This window comes from Lentzea sp. NPDC058436, assembly GCF_042721515.1.
Taxonomy (GTDB): Bacteria; Actinomycetota; Actinomycetes; order Mycobacteriales; family Pseudonocardiaceae; genus Lentzea.
The window spans coordinates 1,521,648-1,539,859 of sequence record NZ_JBHXLF010000001.1; the positions used below are offsets into that span (position 1 = coordinate 1,521,648).

At 67.8% G+C, this 18,212-nt stretch carries 16 protein-coding genes and 1 pseudogene; 5 read left to right on the forward strand and 12 right to left on the reverse strand.

What is annotated here, in order from left to right; translation table 11 throughout:
- Positions 1-10: 10 nt before the first annotated feature.
- From ACFWN2_RS06290 to ACFWN2_RS06325, 8 genes are read right to left on the reverse strand one after another with little or no spacing between them, the layout of a single operon-like run.
- Positions 11-973 carry an NlpC/P60 family protein gene (locus ACFWN2_RS06290; RefSeq protein WP_382425210.1) on the reverse strand — a complete coding sequence of 321 codons (963 nt, stop codon included), beginning with the start codon at positions 971-973 and terminating at the stop codon, positions 11-13.
- Positions 973-1,977, reverse strand: a complete 1,005-nt coding sequence (locus tag ACFWN2_RS06295) for a replication-relaxation family protein (RefSeq protein ID WP_382425211.1) — start codon at positions 1,975-1,977, stop codon at positions 973-975. The genes ACFWN2_RS06290 and ACFWN2_RS06295 overlap by 1 nt, the downstream gene beginning before the upstream one ends.
- A 14-nt stretch (positions 1,978-1,991) precedes the next feature.
- Positions 1,992-4,463 (reverse strand): type IV secretion system DNA-binding domain-containing protein, encoded by a 2,472-nt coding sequence (locus ACFWN2_RS06300; protein ID WP_382425212.1) that lies wholly within the window; start codon positions 4,461-4,463, stop codon positions 1,992-1,994.
- Positions 4,463-6,253 carry a VirB4 family type IV secretion system protein gene (locus tag ACFWN2_RS06305; RefSeq protein WP_382425213.1) on the reverse strand — a complete coding sequence of 597 codons (1,791 nt, stop codon included), beginning with the start codon at positions 6,251-6,253 and terminating at the stop codon, positions 4,463-4,465. Before ACFWN2_RS06305 ends, ACFWN2_RS06300 begins: the two co-directional genes overlap by 1 nt.
- On the reverse strand, positions 6,250-7,278 hold the full coding sequence (locus ACFWN2_RS06310; protein WP_382425215.1) for a PrgI family protein: 1,029 nt from the start codon (positions 7,276-7,278) through the stop codon (positions 6,250-6,252). The genes ACFWN2_RS06305 and ACFWN2_RS06310 overlap by 4 nt, the downstream gene beginning before the upstream one ends.
- Positions 7,275-9,068 carry a hypothetical protein gene (locus ACFWN2_RS06315; protein WP_382425216.1) on the reverse strand — a complete coding sequence of 598 codons (1,794 nt, stop codon included), beginning with the start codon at positions 9,066-9,068 and terminating at the stop codon, positions 7,275-7,277. The genes ACFWN2_RS06310 and ACFWN2_RS06315 overlap by 4 nt, the downstream gene beginning before the upstream one ends.
- Positions 9,068-9,427 carry a pilin gene (locus ACFWN2_RS06320; RefSeq protein WP_382425218.1) on the reverse strand — a complete coding sequence of 120 codons (360 nt, stop codon included), beginning with the start codon at positions 9,425-9,427 and terminating at the stop codon, positions 9,068-9,070. Before ACFWN2_RS06320 ends, ACFWN2_RS06315 begins: the two co-directional genes overlap by 1 nt.
- Complete coding sequence (locus ACFWN2_RS06325) at positions 9,418-10,245, reverse strand: hypothetical protein (protein WP_382425220.1); 828 nt, start codon at positions 10,243-10,245, stop codon at positions 9,418-9,420. Before ACFWN2_RS06325 ends, ACFWN2_RS06320 begins: the two co-directional genes overlap by 10 nt.
- Before the next feature lie 1,030 nt (positions 10,246-11,275).
- Between ACFWN2_RS06325 and ACFWN2_RS06330 the strand changes: the two genes are divergently transcribed.
- The 5 genes and pseudogenes from ACFWN2_RS06330 to ACFWN2_RS06350 all read left to right on the forward strand — a co-directional run bounded on the left by ACFWN2_RS06330 (position 11,276) and on the right by ACFWN2_RS06350 (position 14,213).
- Positions 11,276-12,307 carry a TRM11 family SAM-dependent methyltransferase gene (locus tag ACFWN2_RS06330; protein WP_382425601.1) on the forward strand — a complete coding sequence of 344 codons (1,032 nt, stop codon included), beginning with the start codon at positions 11,276-11,278 and terminating at the stop codon, positions 12,305-12,307.
- A pseudogene (locus ACFWN2_RS06335) lies at positions 12,304-12,795 on the forward strand (DNA cytosine methyltransferase); the annotation flags it as partial. The gene ACFWN2_RS06330 and the pseudogene ACFWN2_RS06335, both read left to right, overlap by 4 nt.
- A 19-nt stretch (positions 12,796-12,814) precedes the next feature.
- Positions 12,815-13,318: a hypothetical protein gene (locus ACFWN2_RS06340; RefSeq protein ID WP_382425607.1), complete on the forward strand. Its 504-nt coding sequence runs from the start codon at positions 12,815-12,817 to the stop codon at positions 13,316-13,318.
- A complete protein-coding gene (locus ACFWN2_RS06345; RefSeq protein WP_382425609.1) occupies positions 13,315-13,632 on the forward strand; it encodes a hypothetical protein in 318 nt (105 codons plus the stop codon). Before ACFWN2_RS06340 ends, ACFWN2_RS06345 begins: the two co-directional genes overlap by 4 nt.
- Before the next feature lie 77 nt (positions 13,633-13,709).
- Complete coding sequence (locus tag ACFWN2_RS06350; RefSeq protein ID WP_382425221.1) at positions 13,710-14,213, forward strand: hypothetical protein; 504 nt, start codon at positions 13,710-13,712, stop codon at positions 14,211-14,213.
- Between the two features lie 813 nt (positions 14,214-15,026).
- Here the strand turns inward: ACFWN2_RS06350 and ACFWN2_RS06355 are convergent.
- From ACFWN2_RS06355 to ACFWN2_RS06370, 4 genes are all read right to left on the reverse strand, one after another.
- A complete protein-coding gene (locus ACFWN2_RS06355) occupies positions 15,027-15,251 on the reverse strand; it encodes a hypothetical protein (protein ID WP_382425222.1) in 225 nt (74 codons plus the stop codon).
- A gap of 84 nt (positions 15,252-15,335) precedes the next feature.
- Positions 15,336-16,622 (reverse strand): sensor histidine kinase, encoded by a 1,287-nt coding sequence (locus ACFWN2_RS06360; RefSeq protein ID WP_382425224.1) that lies wholly within the window; start codon positions 16,620-16,622, stop codon positions 15,336-15,338.
- A gap of 49 nt (positions 16,623-16,671) precedes the next feature.
- A complete protein-coding gene (locus ACFWN2_RS06365; protein WP_382425226.1) occupies positions 16,672-17,355 on the reverse strand; it encodes a response regulator transcription factor in 684 nt (227 codons plus the stop codon).
- Entirely contained in the window at positions 17,352-18,185 is an 834-nt protein-coding gene (locus ACFWN2_RS06370) for a phosphatase PAP2 family protein (protein WP_382425227.1), read from the reverse strand. Before ACFWN2_RS06370 ends, ACFWN2_RS06365 begins: the two co-directional genes overlap by 4 nt.
- Positions 18,186-18,212: the final 27 nt, after the last annotated feature.

Consider the following 18,212-nt stretch of genomic DNA (forward strand, 5'->3'; position numbering starts at 1 on the left):
GGTCGCATCTTCACGAAGTCACTGCACGAAGTTGTGGACGCGTCGCCCCGAAGTAGTCGTCGCCGTTCCAGCGATAGGGTCCGATCTGCACGACCTGCCCGAAGGTGGGCGCGTGGATCATCTGCCCTGACCCGATGTACAGCCCCACGTGATGGATGTCCCTCGGTGTCCCGTAGAACACCAGATCGCCCGGTACGAGCGGTTCCCCGGCTGCCACCAGCGGTCCGGCATCGTGCTGCGTGTGCGCAGTGCGGGGCAACTCAACGCCAGCAGAGCGATACGCCTCTTTGGTGAGACCGCTGCAGTCAAACCCGCCCTCTGCCGCCCCGTCTCCGCCCCACACATACGCGGAGCCCAGCTGCGCGCACGCGAACTCGATGGCCATGCGCGCGGCCGGCGTGGCCGCACGGATCTCGGTGCAGTTCCCGGTACCGCGAGAGGCTGCCTCGGTGTACTTCCGAGCTTGGGCCAGCACGTCACGGACGTACCAATCGGCGTGGTTGTAAGCGAAGACCGCCTTGTAGAGGTCCTGTGGCGCACCCGAGTCGCACAGGTAGAAGGCTGCGGCGTGAACCGCGTCGTGTGGGTTGTAGCGCGAAGGCGGCGTGGCACCTCCAGGCGGGAGCGTGTGACGGCCGAGCACGCCTTCGAAGGTCGGCGCGAGGAACTGCATCGGCCCGCCCGCGCCGGCGAAGTTCTCGCCGCTGGTCACGCCGGGAGCGTCGAGTCGGCCGTGATCGGTCTCGATCTTGCCGATGGCCGCGAGGATGCTCCAGTCCAGCCCACGGCACACCCGCGACGCCGCCACGTACAGCGCGCAGAACGCCGGTGGCACGTCCTCGATCGGCTTCGCGCAATTCACGTGCCCTGACGGTGAGGAGCCGAACAAGGAGGACACCGCATTCACGACACCTGCTGCTGCCAGCACTGCAACGAGAAGGACCGCGCCGACTGCAGCTCCGAGCTTCGTCATCACCGCGAACCACCGCCAGGCCGCGACGCGGGAGGCGGCATCGGATCCGGTGGAGGCAACACGGTCGGCGAATCGGACGAGGACGCGGCAGACTGCGGGCACATCGGGAGCACATCGTGAAGAGCCGAGCGCCGTGCCGAGCGGTTGTCGAGCGAGAGCCAGACCGCGTTCGCGGGACTCGGTTCGTCGCTGGGATCGAGAAGGTTGGCGGCCGCAGTGCTCACCGGCACGGCGTCGGGGTTGTCCAGCCCTCGCCACGCCGCCAGGAGTTGCTTGCGAGCATTGGCTTCGCGGCGCGCGATCGGGAACCAGAAGAGCAGCGGGGTTGAGATGCCGGTGCTCTCCGCGAGGGCGCTGTAGCCCACGAGCTTGCCGACCACCTTGGTCAGGGGTTCGGTGCCGAGGTCGAACTCAAGGAAGAACTCGGTGTGCACGGCGCCGCGGACTAGTCGCCCGTAGCCATCCGGCCGGGTGAGGTCCCCGAAGAGCCTCGTGCAGCGAACTTCGGACCACCACGCGTCGACCGCGAACTCTCCCAAGCGCAGGGCATCTCCGATGAGACCGACGAACCACTCGTTGACGCCCACGGTGTGAGCAAGTCGCAGGCTGTGGGCGATGCCGACGGCGCGGTCGTGCCGGTACCCGAGATCCTTCACCTCGAGGCCGTGCTGCGAGGCCAATGCCGCGGCGCCGGCGGGCGCGAGGACGTAGTGCATGGGTGCGCTTCCCACCGGCGTGAACGGCTGGAACCGATCGATCACGCCCCAGAGGTACAGCTCCCGCAGGCGCTGCCGTCCGGAGCGGTAGGACGGGAAGGCCACCGAGGTGATCTGTTCGGAGGTGAGCACGCGGTGCTCCCAGAGCATGCTGATGATCCAGCGGTCTCGAGGAGTGAGCCTGGTCGACAACACGGCCTGGTGGACGGCGGAGTTCGCGACGCGAGGTGACGGTCGAGCCGACTTGGGCGCGCGGTGGTGCCGTTGTGGAGTGGGTGCGGCGAGCATACGTACTCCCCTGCTCAGCTGGTCGTGTTGCCACGTCGTGGGTCCGCAGCCCGACTGGGTGCGATCCGGTCGCTGGGTCGCGTGTGGACCCTCTTGGGCTGGATTCGCTGGTTGTTGCGCGCGGCCGCTCGAAGAAGGCGGCTTCGTCCTGGCACAGCGGGAGGAAGCGGCTCGGTCACCACGGTGAAGGGCTCGGTCTCAGCGCCGTGGACGACGAGTCGCACCGCCGCGTGGAAGGCGTCGTAGTGCGACAGGTCGTGAGCGGAGATCCTCGGTGCGGTGTGCCGGGAGAGGTGGTGCGCGTCTTCGGGACTGACGTTGAAGAAGAACTTGTTGCGGGCGTTCGCCGAGATGCTTTCCTGCATCTCACGCGGAAGCTGCGAGTCGTTCTGGTGTGCCAGCACGAGCGAGAGCCGGAGCGCTCTCGCTTCCGGGAGCATGTCGTCGACCGAGTACGGCAGGTTCAGGAAGTTGTGGAACTCGTCGAGGATCAAACACGCGTCCTTGCGGTCGCGTTGTGGCGTTCGAGCGCGGGCGGTGATGACCTGCCACACGTTGGCCACCACGATCGAGCCGACGAGCCTCGCGGTCTCGTCGCCGAGTGAGCCCTTCGGGATGCGGACGAGGCAGATTCCGCCGTTGTCGAGTACTTCCTTCATGTCCACCGTGGACCGGCCAGCCGCAACGGTGTCGCGCACGAACCTGCGCAGCAGGAAGGCGCGGAGCTTGTTCATCAGCGGGGCGATGACCTGCGAACGGCTCGCGTCGCTGAGATCGTCGTACCAGCTCCAGAACCCACGCAGGACCGGATCGGTGACGCCGGCGGTGGTCCGGGCTCGGTAGGCGGGGTCGGCGAGCAATTTCGGGACGTCGGCGAGGGTCGCAACGCCGTCCGTCAGCCGGAGTGTGAGGCAGGCTGCGCGCATGACGTCGTCGGTGCGCGGTCCCCAGAACGCCGAGTACACGCGGCGGAAGATCGAGACGAGGTTGTCGACGGCGAGGTCCGGGTCGCCTCCGTCGAGCGGGTTGAGGCAGGGCGGCCGGGTCCGCGAGTCCGCGTCGAAGACGATCACTCTGTCCGCGGCCGAGGCCGGCAACCGGGACAGGAGGTCGGTGACGAGGTCGCCCTTGGGGTCGATCACGACCGCGGCACGGCCTGCTTCTGCGTCGGCGAGCACGAGCTGAGCGAGCAACGTGGACTTGCCGGAGCCTGTGGCGCCGATGACGTGCATGTGGTGGCGCGCGTCGGCCACCCGGAGCCCTACCGGTCTGCTGTGTCCGCTGTCGGTGAGCCCGAGCGGCTTGATGTCCTCGCCAACCGCCGGGATCCCGGGTGGTGGAGCGATCGCTCGGGCACCGGCCCGCTGAATGCCTGGGAGGGTGTCGTCGGTCGGCAGGTGCGCGATGGCAGCCAGTTCGGGAACCGACAGCAGGTCTCCACGACCGAGTCGGCGTTCGGCGAGGGCGCCGACCGGCCGACGAAGCCGCTTGCGGGTGAAGTGGTTGTGCTCGGTGTAGGTGGCGAACGTCGTCGCCAGGGCATGGGCTCGTCCTCGGATCGCAGCTCTTGCGCGACGCACGTCCGCTTCCGAGGAATCGGCGTCGAGCAGCGTCGAGACGCCGTACCGAACGACGACCTCGAACTGGCTGCTGCGCTGCTTGTTCACGGACGCGCGGTGCTGGCTCGACATTTCGAGCCGGTATTCCGGGGCGACGTGGTGCGTCCGGCTGCCGGATCCTCGCCGCGAAGTTCTCAACGCCGGCGTGAGCAGGTCGAGCAGGTGCCCGGCGAGGTTCGTGCTGCTGCGGCTCGCACGTCGTCCCCGTGCCAGGCGACGCCCTGTGGCCGGGCGAGCCAGGACCTGCACACACGCGTGCTCGTTGTGCCCCAGACCGACCGGGGCGCCGAGCAGTCCTCGAAGAGGGTCGGCGGCGAACTCGACGCGCAGGGGCAGTGCCTCTTCACGGGCGAGGCGCAGCTCGCCTCCCGCGGCCAGCAGCCGCTCGCTGGAATCGGCAAGGGGAAGAGGTGGTGCGGCCACCGTCGTTGTCGTGTGGGCGCCCGGCCATGCCGCCTCAACGGCGCGTTCCACGAGGCCCGGCGGGATCGCACCGGGCACCCACAACCGAATCCCGACTCCTGCCTGGGAGAACGTGAACTCGAAGGCCAGGTGCGGTTGCCCGGTGAGGGCGCGGTGCCAAGCCGGGCGGAGAAGCCCGACCAGGTGCGACCAGAGCGCCGCGCCGCCCGTCGCATCCGGCTGTGGCGGCACCAGGACGGTGACCATCCGAGCATCGGCGGTGAGGCGCGTGTGGCAGCGGCGATGCCAGGCGTGGCGAGCGGCGAACACAACGCCGACACCGATCGCCGCCGCGGGCGCGACTGCGGGTCCGGAGGCGACGATCCAGTCTTGAGCGGCGGAGAGGAAGTCACCGATTCCTGAACCTGGGTCGGTCAGGTAGTCGTCGATCCAGCTGTTCTTCATCACGCCGCCTCGTTGTCGTCGATGTCGACGTACGCCGCCTCCGCGTCGCCGAGTTCGTCGGTGAGCTCCGCCGGGTTGGTGGTGATCAGCTCGTGCTCGGCGGGAGACGCGATGCTCTGGAACGCGACGCGCTGCGTTCCGGCGGAGAGAAGTCCCTGGCCTTGATCGGCGGACAGCAGGAACTCCTGCTCGCCTTCCGAGAGGTGGAAGAGGTGGGCGAGCTTCTCGATCGCTTGGGGAGCCTGCCTCAACAGGATTTGTGTCTCGGCGTTCGCCACCACGGCCTGACCGATCTCGTTCCCGAGGACGTCGAGCGCGTCCTGAGTGATCACGGTGAGGCCGGCGTTGTTCTTCCTGCCGACCTTCGAGGTCTTGAAGAGGAATGCGGCGCCCGCTGGCTCCTTGATTAGCCACCAGGCCTCGTCGACGACAACGAGCCGTGGTCGGCGGATCGCCGGGTTGGTGATGCGCCGCCACACCGCGTCCAGCGTGAGCACGGTGCCGACGCTCTTCAGCTCGTCCGGCAGGTCACGAAGGCTGAAGACGATCAGGTGGCCTTCCGGATGTGTGGTGGTCTGGCCGTCGAGAAGCTTGCTGAACGCGCCGTCGACATAGGGCCCGAGTTGCGCGGCCAGATCCGTCGCCGCCTTGTCCCCGTAGCCGTCGAGAACGCCGCGCAGCGTGCGCAAGGTGGGAACCGGCCGCGACCACGTCCGGGAGTCCGCGGTGATGCCGACCGACTCGTATGCCGCAGCGATCGCCTGGTCGAGAACCGCTCGTTCGGCAGCATCGAGTTCTCGTCCTATGAGGACTGCGATCACGGTGTGCAGAAAAAGCGCACGCCGCTGAAGCGCGTCGCGCGGGGCGGCTCGGCGGCCGTCTGCGCGGGTGTGGACCGGCAGGTCGAACGGGTTGAGGCGCACGTTGTCGGCGCCGAGGCGCACCTGCACGCCGCCGACCGCAGCAGCGAGCCGGACGTACTCGTCCTCGGGGTCGATCACCGCGACCTCGACACCGCGGTAGAGCGACCTCAGCAGTTCGAGCTTGACCAGGTAGGACTTCCCCGCCCCGGAACGGCCGAGGATCACGGAGTTGTGGTTGTGCATCCCGGCACCGAAGCGGTCCCAGTGCACTAGGCCCTGCGAGCCGATGTTGTAGCCGTAGAGCACGCCCGACGGGGCTGCGACGCTCGTCGGGTCGGGCGCGGGCAGGTCCGGTGACGTGAACGGGAAGGCGGCGCTCAACGCGCTGGTGTCGAAGGTCCGGCGCATCCCGATCAGGTCCATGCCCAACGGCAGCGTGGACACCCAGCCCTGCAGGCTTCGGTAGGTCGTGTGCTTTGCGTCGAGCAGCAGGCTCGCGCACAACGACCGGAGCGCCGCGACCTCGTCGGCCAGTTCGCGCTCGCCGCCGGCGTGGACGGTGAGATAGAGGCCGACTCGGTAGAGCTTGCCCTCTCCTCGGGCCACACGATCGGACAGGTCGTGCGCGTCGGCGGTAGCGATGTCGGCTTGCGGGTCCGGAAGCCGTCCGTGCTCGGCGTCGTGCCGGCGTCCGGACTCCAGCCGGGCTAGTTGCTTCTTGAGGCGGGCGGCCGACGTCGCCGGATCGACCGGGTCGATGTGCAGCGAGACGTCCAACCGGCCGGGGTAGTTCAGCAGCGGGGAAAGCCAGCCGGGATAGACCTCACGAGGGAAGCCCGTGACGGCGAAGCTCGCCACCCGTTCGTCGCCGAGCTCCAAGTGCCTCGCGCCCACCGAGATGGCGTCCGGAACAATCGCGTTGATCATGGCGCCTGCTCCCAGTCGTAGTCGGACGCGGTGGTGATGACCTCGCTGGCGTTGGCGAGTCCGGCCGAGGGCGGCAGCAGGGTGTCGGGATTGCACGCCGCCGCGAGCACCGCGGTCGCCTGACCAGCGTCCAGCGGAGTGATCACGACGCCCGCACTCGCGAAGAGTTCGATCGCGTCGTTCAGGCGCCGAACCAACCGCGATTCGGCAGCGCGGCGCGTCCCCTCCCCCACCTGCCGTCCTCGGCGGCGACCGAGCATCGGCAACGCACTTCTGGTCTGCAGAGCGATCCCGAACGGCTCGCGCAGCACCAGCAGGACCTGGCGGCGCAGCAGCTCTGATCCGGCGCCCAGGCGTTCGAGGAAGTCCGCGTGCTCCCGAGCTGCCTGCTCGAGTGCGGGGTGCGGCAGTGCGCCGGCAGTGTCCCGCAGCTCGGCGATCTGGTCAGTGAGGTCGAGCCGATGCGCGCGAACCAGCACCTGCACGGACCCGGTGAGCGAGTGCAGGTACCTGCCGAAGCTCGCCACGACGGCCTGTTGCTCCATCGGGGTTCGGAGCGCGAAGTTGACGGTGCTGGCCACGGCGACGAGCGCCAGGCCGTCCGCGCCGAGGTCCACCACTCCGGTGGGCATGACGTCCTCTACCGGCAGTCGCAGCGGAGACGACGCGTGCACTCGGTCGGCGCCGGGCTCCACATTGGCGGTAATCCAATCCGGTGCCGCCATTCCGTCCTCTTCCGCCGCGACGTGCCTTCGTGGTGTCAGGCGCTGGCGCAATGCGGCCCAGAGCAGGCGGTCCAACGAGACTCCGTCGCGCTGTCCGAGGGCGAGCACGACCGAACACGTCGCGATCGGCAGCGCCAGAACCAGGAAGGCCGGCAACGGGACGAACCGCTGCGTGAGCGCCCACACGACGTAGAGGGCCAGACCGGTCGTCGTGACGATGGTGAGCTGGCGTCCGGTCAAGCCGAACAGGACGCGGTCGGGCCGGTCGACGTCAGCGGGTATCCGCACGGGTCGTGTCATGCCGCACCGTCCTTGGTCGGCCCGGTGGCACGTGCAGGCAGGTCGAGCGGCAGCTTCAGCTGGCGCGAGCGTGCCCTGCGTGGAGATGGCGACGGCTTCGGCGCCGACGGAGGTTCGACTCGGGTCAGACCTTCCAGCGGCAACGCGTACTGACCATCACGTTGTGGCCGAGTCCGGGCGAACGGGTCGAACGGGAGTTCCGGTTGGTGCACGCGGACGGCGGTCCGCCGAGGTTGCTTGGGCACAGGAGGTGCCGGCGGCCTCGGGACACGCGCGACATCGAGCGGAAGCACGTGCTGACCGCTTCGTTGTGGACGAACTCCACGATATGGATCGAACGGGATCTCAAGCTGCTTGCCCTGATCCCGCCGAGGCACGGGTACCGGCTTCGGCGGGATCGGATCGCTCGACGCCTCACGAGGAACATCGATCGGGAGGCGGTACTGACCGCTGTGGGTCAGCACGGGCCGATCTGAAGGCCATCCCTTGTCGAAGGGAAGAGCGAGCTGTCGGCCCTGAGGTTTCCGCGTGCCTGCTGTCTGAGGAGGCGACGGCACTGGCGTGGGCTTGGGTCGTCGTCTCAAGCCCGGCAACGGCAACATGTACTGACCGGACGCTGTCGCCTTGACGTTCGAGTACGGGTCTGGCGGTCCCTCAGGTGCGCGGCTCACGCGAGCGCTGGCGCCCGACGCGGCACCAGACGAGCCGCCACGGATCAGGCCAAAGGTCTTATAGGCGATGAAGCCGCGGACCAACGAACCGAGGAAGCTGCGGCCCCCGCCGAGCTGGACGTGCTGCATGACCCAACTCGGGATCTTGACCAGGATCCAGAGCAGTGCGCCAGTGACGATGAGGTTCACCGTGCTGTCCTGACCGGGACCGATGATGGTGAAGCCCCCGTCGGAAAGCAGAACGCGCAAGCCCACGATCAGGACCAGCGACTGTCCGATCTGGATAGCGAGCACGCCACCGAACGCGCGCCACCACCAGCGCGCGATCCCGTCGGTCTGCGGCAGGCCGTGCAGCACCAGGCAAAGAGGTGCACCGGCGAGCAGCAACGCGGTCACCGCGACCCTCACCGCGTAGGTCCCGAGCAACGCCACGAGCAGGACGATGATGCCGAGGCTGACGAGCAGGTTGAAGATGCTGCCGCCGGTCGCCGCGCTCGTCACGGTGTTCGCCAACATCCCGGCGAGTTGCTGACCGGCTGCGGCCGGGTCGACTCCGCCGGCGACGAGTGCGTACGACAACGCGTTGGCGAACTCGACAGCTCGTCCCGCGAGAAGCAGTGACAGGTTCGCGGCGAGGAAGCCGACGACGATGCGCGGCGCGATCTCGCGGACCGTCGTGCGGGTCTGCAGGGTCTCGTACGTCATGAGCACCAACCCGGCCACCGTGATGAGCAGGGCGTAGCTCGCGACGGCGATTCCGCGGGAGGACTCCCACAACTCGGCGATGCGCGGGACCTGGTCCAGCCGAGGTGTGGCGAGCAACGTCTCGCCGACTGTCTGCAGCAGCGGGTTGAGCGCACCGACCACCAGCGTCGAGAAGAAGCTCGTGATGCCTTCTGCCACGCACGCGCCGACGTCGGTGATCCCGCACTCGTCAGGCTCTGGAGCGGGTGGTGTCGACGGACGTGGCGCGGAGGTCGTCGGCGGACTCGTTGTCGTCGTGGTCGGACTGGGCGGTTGCGGCTCCCCAGCCGCCGAGGTGGTTCCGAGGCTGAGCACCGCGGCCAGCGCGCCGAATACCGCCCACGCCATCCGCCGCTTGGTTGTGGCGGCGTTCATCACCGGTCTCCGACCAAGGTCTTCAGGATCGCGACGAGCAACGGCGCGAGCATGGCGATGGCGAAGCCGACACCGCCTGCCTTGAACGACGCTTTCGCCTTGTCGACCTCGCCGGGTTCCGACCCGTTGACGAGGAGCCGCAGCCCGCCGATCGAGAAGCACACGGTGGCGATGGCGGCGGCGATGCCGATGATCCAGTTGCGGATGTTGTTGAGTACTTCGTCCAACGTGGACGCGAGCGCGACCACGTGCACTGGTTGCGCGGACGCGGTTGACGTGGCGAGCAGCAGCACGACGACGAGCAACTCGCTGAGGAGCAGAACCCGGCTGCTGTTGCGGAACGAACGAATCAGGCGCATCGCGGCACCCCCGGAGTCGAGCTCGACGAGGCCGCAGGCACTTCGTGCGAGCTGGTGTGCGCGGAGGCGATCGGTCGCCTCTCGCACCCCTGAACTCCGGATCCGGACGTGTTCGGGGACACCGCGCTGACGTCGTCGCGCAGGTACAGGGCGAGGCGGCGCTCAGCTCGTTGGCGGGCCTTCTTCGTGGCCTCGTAACTCACGCCGCGCTGTTCGGCGACTTCGGCGAGCGGTACCTTTTCCAGCCTGGTCAGCCCGATGAGTTCGGCTTCGGTGGACGAGATCGCACCGTCCTCGACGGCACGGGCGAGGACGAGATCCGGATGGCCACACGGCACAGCAGGAGATGCCGAAGCGATCGCGCTGGCAGACGGAGTCGGCGTGTCCAGTGCTTCGCGAAGAGCCGCGTGCCCGGAGCGGTAGGCGGCCCAGCGCAACCGCACCATCACGCGCGGACGGTTGAGGTCGACGGTAGAGAGTTCGGCGAGGAAGCCGGTGAGAACCGCGCTGTGGACGTCGCGCGGATCGTCGGCGAACCGCGCGGTCAGCTTCGATGCGACGTTGATGAGCGCCGGCAAGGCGATCCCGGCGCACGCGACCGTCCACGTGGAACCCTCGGTCCTGGCGAGCCGAACCAGGTGGATCCACACGGCGTCGCGGACGCTCTGCGGGCATGTACGGCGCAACAAGAGGTCGCGGACGTCGTCCAGCCGCAGCCGCCGATCGGGCAAGCCGTCGAACAGGCGTCCGTCGACGGATACCGGATGAGGACCGGTGACGAGCCACGCGAAAGCGGAACGCAAGACGTCGAGCGGCATCGAGTCGGCAGTGATACCTGGGCAGGTTGTGGAAAGCATCGGAACTCCTGACGAAGCGGAAATCCAGCTCCATCAGGGCGCCATGCCGACCATGACCGAACTCTGACCAGGCAATGACATAGCCCTTACCAAACACATTCACGCGAGCCGCAGCAGCTGCGAATGAGCGGCACGCAGCCCGCAGGCCACACCTCCACTACCAGCAGGTTTGTGGCGCGGTACCTGTCCGGTACTCGATCGGTCACCGATCTCTGAGCCGTCCGGAGATTCGCACGTCCCGAACAGGATCCGCATTCGGAGTTCAGGGGTGTCAATCACCACCTGGAGGATCCGTGACGCGAACCCGTGATTCCGAAGGCGCTGACGGAACGACTCGGCGTCCTGGAGTTCGACCGCCTTCCGTCCCCGGCAGCCGACGGCCGTACCCGACCGCGCCCAACGTCAGCAGGGTCAGCCCTGCCCGGCCGGCGAGGCGCTCGCCCTCGCCAACGACAAGTCCGACACCGGCAACCGTGTGGGCTTGCGGACCCGTACCGGTCCCGCTCGCCGAAGAGTGGCCAGTCCGCCTCGTCCAACAAGTGGTCCGCGCGTTCAGCCGTCCTCGCGAACGAGTCGTCGCCCTGCCGTGGCCGACCAGCTCCAGCTCCGCCGCGTCTGCGACCGAAGTCGTGAACAACCTCGGTCGTCGCGCGAACACGGAGTCCTATGTGGAATCGGGATCGGCTGCGAGCGCCGACCTGGTCATCACCAGCGCGCCTCCTCAACAGATCACCGCCGCCGTCGCCGACCAAGTCGTACTCACGGCTGCACACTTCCTTCGAGTCGGCGGCATCTTCGTCGCGTTGACTCACAGCACCTCGTCCAGCGGTGAACTCACCGACCGCACCGGTCAGCTCGTCACCAGCGCCCAGCACGCGGACCTGCTCTACCTGCAGCACATCGTCGCGGTACACGCTCCGATTCGCGGAGGCGCGTTCCAAGTGGACCTGGAAGACCACGGCGCGAGGGAACTCCGTCGAGCTCGACACCGATCTGCGATGCGCGGCCTCCCCGCACCGCATCACCGCATTCACTCGGACGTGCTGGTGTTCGCCCAACCGCACGACCACGTCGCCCATGCCCAAGCGCACGCGGTTCTCGAAGCGGGGGTCATCCGATGAACAGCGAACTCCCGGTGTCCGTGTGGTCGACGGCCCAGCACTCGCCCACCGCCCAGCGCAAGAACCGCTACACCCGTGAATCGATCGCCCATCCCGCGAAGATGCTGCCCGAGGTCGCGCGCTACGCCATCGCGCACTACACGAAACCGGGCGACCTCGTACTAGACCCGATGTGCGGCATCGGCACGACGCTCGTCGAGGCCGTCCATCTCGGACGCCGCGCCGCAGGTGTCGAGTACGAGCCTCACTGGGTCACCGTCGCCAGGAGCAACCTCGCTCTCGCGACCGAGCACGGTGTGGACCACGACGGACAGATCTTCCACGGCGACGCCCGCCAGTTGTCCACGTTGCTCCGCGCCGAACTGCGCGGCCAAGCCGCGCTCGTGGTGACGTCTCCGCCGTACGGACCATCGACGCACGGCCGAGTCGCGGTCGCACCGGGCGAAGGCATCCAGAAGTACTTCCACCAGTACGGCAGCACGCTCGACCGCGGCAACCTCGCCAACATCGGGCACCACCGCCTGCTCAGCGGCTTCACCCGCATCCTCGCCGCGCTCACCGAGTTCATGCGTCCTGGCGGGCACATCGCCATCACGGTCCGGCCGTGGCGCGAGCACGCCGAGCTCATCGACCTGCCCTCACAGATCCTCAGCTGCGGGCGGAACGCCGGCCTGGTTCCCGTCGAACGATGCGTCGCGCTGCTCGCGCGGGTGGCTGAGCACGACTTCGTCGCCCGAGGTTCGTTCTTCCAACGCGACTTCCTCCGCAAGCAGCGCGAGGCCGGACTACCCCTCCACCTCATCGCGCACGAGGACGTGCTCGTCTTCCGCACGCCACTCACTGGCGGGCGCCGAGTCGCGACCACGCTCGACGCCGATGCCTCCACGGGCTGGGCAGCATGAACACCGAGCCGACGCTCGGATCCCTCTGCACCGGCTACGGAGGGCTCGACCTGGGAGTGCTCGCCGCACTCGGCGGCGGCCGCATCGTGTGGTGCGCCGACCCCGATCCGCACGTGCGGCAGATCCTCGCCGTGCGTATGCCCGGCGTGCCGAACCTCGGCGACCTGCGCGCCATCAACTGGTCCGAGGTGGAACCTGTCGACGTCCTCGTCGCCGGGTTCCCCTGCCAGGACATCTCCGCCGCCGGCAAACGGGTCGGCATCGAGAAGGGTGAGCGCAGTGGCTTGTGGACCAACATCGTGGCGGGCCTTCGCGTACTACGACCAGCGTTCCTCATCGTGGAGAACGTCGCCGCGCTTCGCTGGCGCAACGGCGGCCTTCACCGCGTACTCGGCGACCTGGCCGAAGCAGGGTATGACGCGCTCTGGCGTAGCGTCCGCGCCTCCGAGATCGGCGCGCCACACCGCCGGGAGCGGGTGTTCCTGCTCGCCTGGCCGCGAGCCGCTGATGCTGCCCACTCCGCAAGCGCGCGACGGCGACAACCGCGGCGCCGCCGACCCGGCACGGCGCCGAGCCCTTGGACACCAGGTCAGCTTGCACGACGCGGTCAACGCGGTCGTGAAACTCCTGCCCACTCCGACCGCGACCAACCCGAACGACGCCGAGGACCTCGATCACTGGCTAGCTCGGCGCGAGACTCATCGAGCACGCAAGATCAACGGCAATGGGATGGGTACACCGTTGTCCATCGCGGCGCGGTTGCTACCGACACCAACAGCATCGGACGCGAACGCCTCCACCCACCTCAAACAGGACGGCGGGCCGAGCCTGACCGACCAATGCCGCCTCTTGGAGCAGACCCCTCCGTCCCTCTTGCCAACCCCTCGCGCGACCGACGGGACCAAGGGCTGCCCAGCTCAACGCGGCTCGAAAGGCGACCTCATGTTGCCGTCAGCGATCCTCCAACTCCTCTCTCAGAACGTCGGATTGCAGCCCAACGCGCCCCGATGAACTGGGGTGACTACGCCTCGGCCATCGAACAGTGGGAACACCTGCTCGGCGAGCCCGCGCCACACCCCACCCAACCCGGGCAGCACGGCAAGCCCGTACTCGCCCCTCCCTTCGTCGAACACCTCATGGGGCTCCCCCGCGGTTGGGTCACCGCGCTCCCTCTGCCCCGGACCGCGCAACTCCGCGCACTCGGCAACGGAGTCGTCCCGCAACAGGCCGTCCACGCCATCCGGCTACTGCAAGCCGACCTCGCGGCACTCCTCGCCAACGACCACCACACCGACGGGCTGGCGAACAGCAGGGAGACAACATGACCAGTCCATGGTCCACACACGACACTCCCCCCACACTCCGATGTCTCTCACTCGGCGCGGGCGTTCAGAGCACCACCGTGCTGCTGCTCGCCTGCCACGGCGAGATCCCCAAATTCGACGTCGCCCTGTTCGCCGACACCGGCTGGGAACCAGCAGCGGTGTACACGAACGTCGGCCGGCTTCGTTCCTACGCAGAGAAGTTCGACATCCCGGTGCGCACCGTGTCCGCCGGCAACATCCGCGACGACTCACTCGACCCGGCCCACCGCTTCGTGTCAATGCCGTTGCACGTGCGCAACCCGGACGGCACCAAAGGCATGGCTCGTAGGCAGTGCACCAACGAATACAAGATCTCACCGCTGAAGAAGGCCGCCCGCGAACTCCTCGGCTACCCGCATCCCAGACGTGTCCCGCGCGGAACCTACATCGAGCAGGCCATCGGCATCAGCACCGATGAGTTCGCCCGCGCGAAGGACTCAGGCGTGCGCTACATACGCAACGTCTTTCCGCTGATCGACCTCGGCTGGGACCGCGCACGATGCGTCGACTACCTCACCGAGCACGGATTCGGGCAACCGTGAAGTCCGCGTGCGTCGGGTGCCCGTTCCACGGCAACGCGGGCTGGCGATGGATCCGCGACCACGACCCTGACGCATGGTCGAACGCCGTCGAGTTCGACAAAGCGATCCGCAACGGATACCCCCGAGCCAGCTCACAAGGACAGGAACTTCGCGGGCACTACTTCCTCCACCGGTCCTGCAAGCCCCTCGACGAAGTCGACCTCGATCCACCTGCAACGTCGACGTCGCTGCGGATCGTCGCGACCAATCCGGACGACTCCGATCCCGACGGATGCTCGCCGTGGTCCTGTCGGTCAGGATCCGCTGCCACCGCAGCGCACGCGGCATGACAGTCCCGGTCGCACGCGACGCCTTGAAAGACTCACATCCCGCCGGTACGGGGTCGGCTTGTGCCCGCTCCGCAGTAGGCCTCGCCGGCGGGGGCCTACGTCGCGCCGGTGGTCCTCGCGAACTACCCCTCGCCCCATCGGCCCACTCTGGTCCTCGGATCGTTGATGATTCCGGCTGGGACACTGTGGGCGAGTACCGTGTTCACAGCACGCGACCTGTTGCACGAGGTACTCGACACAACGGGCGTCGTGAAAGCGGTCGTGGTCGGCGCCGGACTGTCGTAGCTACTTGCTTCACCGCACGTCGCGATCGCAAGCGGCAGCGGCGCACTGATCAGTCGCCCGTCGGGCAGAAGTCGTCCAGCAACGTCGAGCCGTGGGGCTGGCGGCAATCGCTCAGGACTCATTTCCGTTGTGGAGCACACGCCAAAGTGGTGAGCCCGCGGCGCTCAGGCCGCAGGCTCACCGCGCGATGCCGACCTCGTCAGTTGCCGGACTTCACGTTGTCGGTGTCGGGCTGGTCGTTCGGCCCTTCCGGCTGGTCGTTCACGCCGTCCGGCTGGTCGTTGGGGCCTTCCGGCTGGTCAGCCTGTTCGACTGACGGCGTGGTCGCGTCAGATCCCGCGGTGTTGGCGATCGCGAGACCTGCGCCGCCACCGACCAAGACCACCGCCAGCGCGGCCGCAGCTACCCACCTGGGCTTCTTCATCGATTTCTCCTTCAGGTGCCGGCTCGTTCGGCCGACAACCCGCATGCTTTCGAGCCGAAGCTGAACCGGTGCTGAACGCACTGGTCAGCGGTCAGGCGTCACGGGGAAACCGAGTCGGATTCGTGCGCCTCCCCAGGGTGAATCCGAGATGGTGACGGCGCCGCGGTGTGCGGCCGTGATCTCGGTGACGATGGCTAGTCCGAGGCCGCTGCCGCCGCTGTCACGAGCACGTGCGTCATCGAGGCGGACGAACCGCTCAAGCACGCGATCACGTTGTGCGGCAGGGATTCCCGGACCGTCGTCGTTCACCTCCAACCACACCTCGGAACTACTCTCCCCCACCGTGAACGCGACTGTTGACTTGGCGTGTCGCGCGGCGTTGTCGGCCAGGTTGCGGACGGCCCGCCCCAGTGCCCCGGGGTCACCCGCAATCCGGCCTGCCGACACCGTGTCCACCTTGATGCTCAGCGATGTCGAGGTGCGAAGGCGGTGTGCCTCAGCGAAGGCGAGATCGTCCAGATCCACCGCCACATGGCGGAGGCCGAGGTTCGACTCGTCGGCACGGGCGAGCAACAGCAGGTCGTCCACGAGACTCTGCAATCGGATCACCTCGTCATGAACGGGGTCAGCCAGGTCGGTCACTGTGCAGCGGTCAGGATGAACCCGAGCAACCTCCGTTCGGTGGCGGATGGTGGCGACCGGTGTGCGCAGTTCGTGGGACGCGTCGGACACGAAACGGCGCTGGCTGTCGCTGGATTTCTGCAGTCGGTCCAGCATGGTGTTCACCGTGCGGGCGAGCTTTGCGATCTCGTCGTTGGTGTCCGGTTCCGGGACTCGCCGGTGGAGTTCGTTGGCGGTGATGGCATCGGCTTCCCCGGTGATTGCCCCGACAGGGGCGAGTGCCCGGCCGACGGCCAGCCAGGTCGTGATACCGACCAGGGCTAGCAAGGCGGGGAATCCCGCGACCAGAAGGCCGATCAGAAGCCTGGTCGCCGTCAGGGGCTCAGCGAGGTCCTGGACCACGATCACCGTCCACTTGGGCTCAGCGACGTCGGTGGTCACGACGACGGCCAGGAACCGCTCGCCGGACGCGTCCAGGCTGATCTCCTCGGACGACCCCGGAAGTATGCCGGAGAGAAGCGGCATGCCGCGGGCGTTCGCGCTGACGGCCGCGATTGCTCCCTGAGCATCGAGTACCTGAACGAGTTGGCCTTTCGGCTCATCCTCGGGCAGCGTCGGGGTGCCCTCTTCGGCGGTCTTCGAGGCAATGGCAGCTGCCCGTGCCTCGGTCGTCGTCCGGACGCTGGTGACCAGGTTCGAGCGCACGACCATCACCAGCACGATTCCACCGAAGATCAGGGCGATGCCCACGACGGCCACCGCCGCCGCGGTCGCTCGAGTCCGCATGGTGCGAGTCCACTTACCCATCGCGGGTCTCACCGACGAGCCGGTAGCCGAGGCCGCGGACTGTCTCGATCAGATCCTGTCCCAGCTTCGACCGCAACCGCCTGATGAAGACCTCGACGATGTTCTGATCACCCTCGTAGTGCAGGTCCCAGACCTGCTGGAGGATGTCGGTCTTGCTGAGCACCGTTCCCGCGCGCCGGACCAGCAGTTCGAGCAGGACGTGCTCACGAGCGGTGAGTTCGATCTCGGCGCCGCCGCTGAGCACCTTCCTCGCAGCAGGATCCACCTGCAACTCCCCCATGCTCGTTTGGACGATCAACACCGGAGGACGAGGGGTCGCCCTGCGGCGAGCCAAGCCTCGGAGCCGAGCCAGGAGGACGGGGTAGGAGAACGGTTTGGTGAGGTAGTCGTCGGCGCCGACGTCGAGTCCGTCCACCTCGTCCCACTCACCGTTTTTCGCGGACAGGATGAGGACGGGCGTCCAGTTCTGCTCCGCTCGCAGCGACTTGCACACCTCGTAGCCGTTTATGCCAGGCAGCATGAGATCGAGAACAATGACGTCGTAGGGGTTCTCGCGAGCGAGCCACAAGCCGTCGACGCCGTTCCCCGCGTGATCGACTGCATGCCCTTCAGCCACCAGCCCATCGCGCAGCGCGGCGGCGAATCCGGCCTCGTCGTCGATCACCAGCACCTTCATCGGCCGGCCCACGCACGGTCAGTGAGGATCAGGACACAGGTTGCCCAGGCGATGCCCGCGCAGAAGCCGGCGAGCACGTCCGAGACGTAGTGCACGGACAGCGCTACTCGGGAGAACCCGACGAACCCGACCGCCAGCACTGCGAGGTAGTACGACGCGAACCGGCCCGCACGGTTGAGTTCACCGGCGAACACGACGAGCAGCACGGTGGCGGCCACGGCAGCGGACTGGGCGTGTCCACTGGGAAAGCTGAGCCCGCTGGCCTGCGCAACCGGGTCCAGTACCAGCGGGCGAGGACGGTGCACGAGAAACTTCAGCAAGCTGTTCAGCAGCCCGCCGCCTATCTCCGCGACGGCGACGAAGGTCGCCTGGCGGAATCGCCGGCGGTACAGGAGCCAGGCGGTGATCCCGGTGAACAGCACGGTGTAGACGGGCGCTGAGCCCGCGTTGCTGATGGTCTTCATCGTGGCGACGAAGGCGGGATGTTTCAGGGCGTGGGCGTGGAGCCCGTTGAGGACGGCGATGTCCGCGGTCATCAACGGGCTCCAGGCGGTCAGCACCAGTACGAGCAGGATCGCGAACAGTGCTGTCGCGATCAGGGAGACGGTTGCGGGCCTAACGGCCGCCGCCACCCTCGTGGTCACCTTCATGATCGCTTTCTTGGTCGTCACCATCGCCGTGATCGCCACGGTGGTGTTCCCGATGGGTTCCTGGTTCGCCGTCCTCGTGTGCCGCGAGCGCTCCCGCTCCACCGCCGAGGACCGCGGCGAGCACCGCGACCGCGACGAGTTGCGTCGCGCGGTGACGAACGAATCGGGCAGCTCGGCCACGAGAGCGCTCTGTCGCGGGCTGCGGAG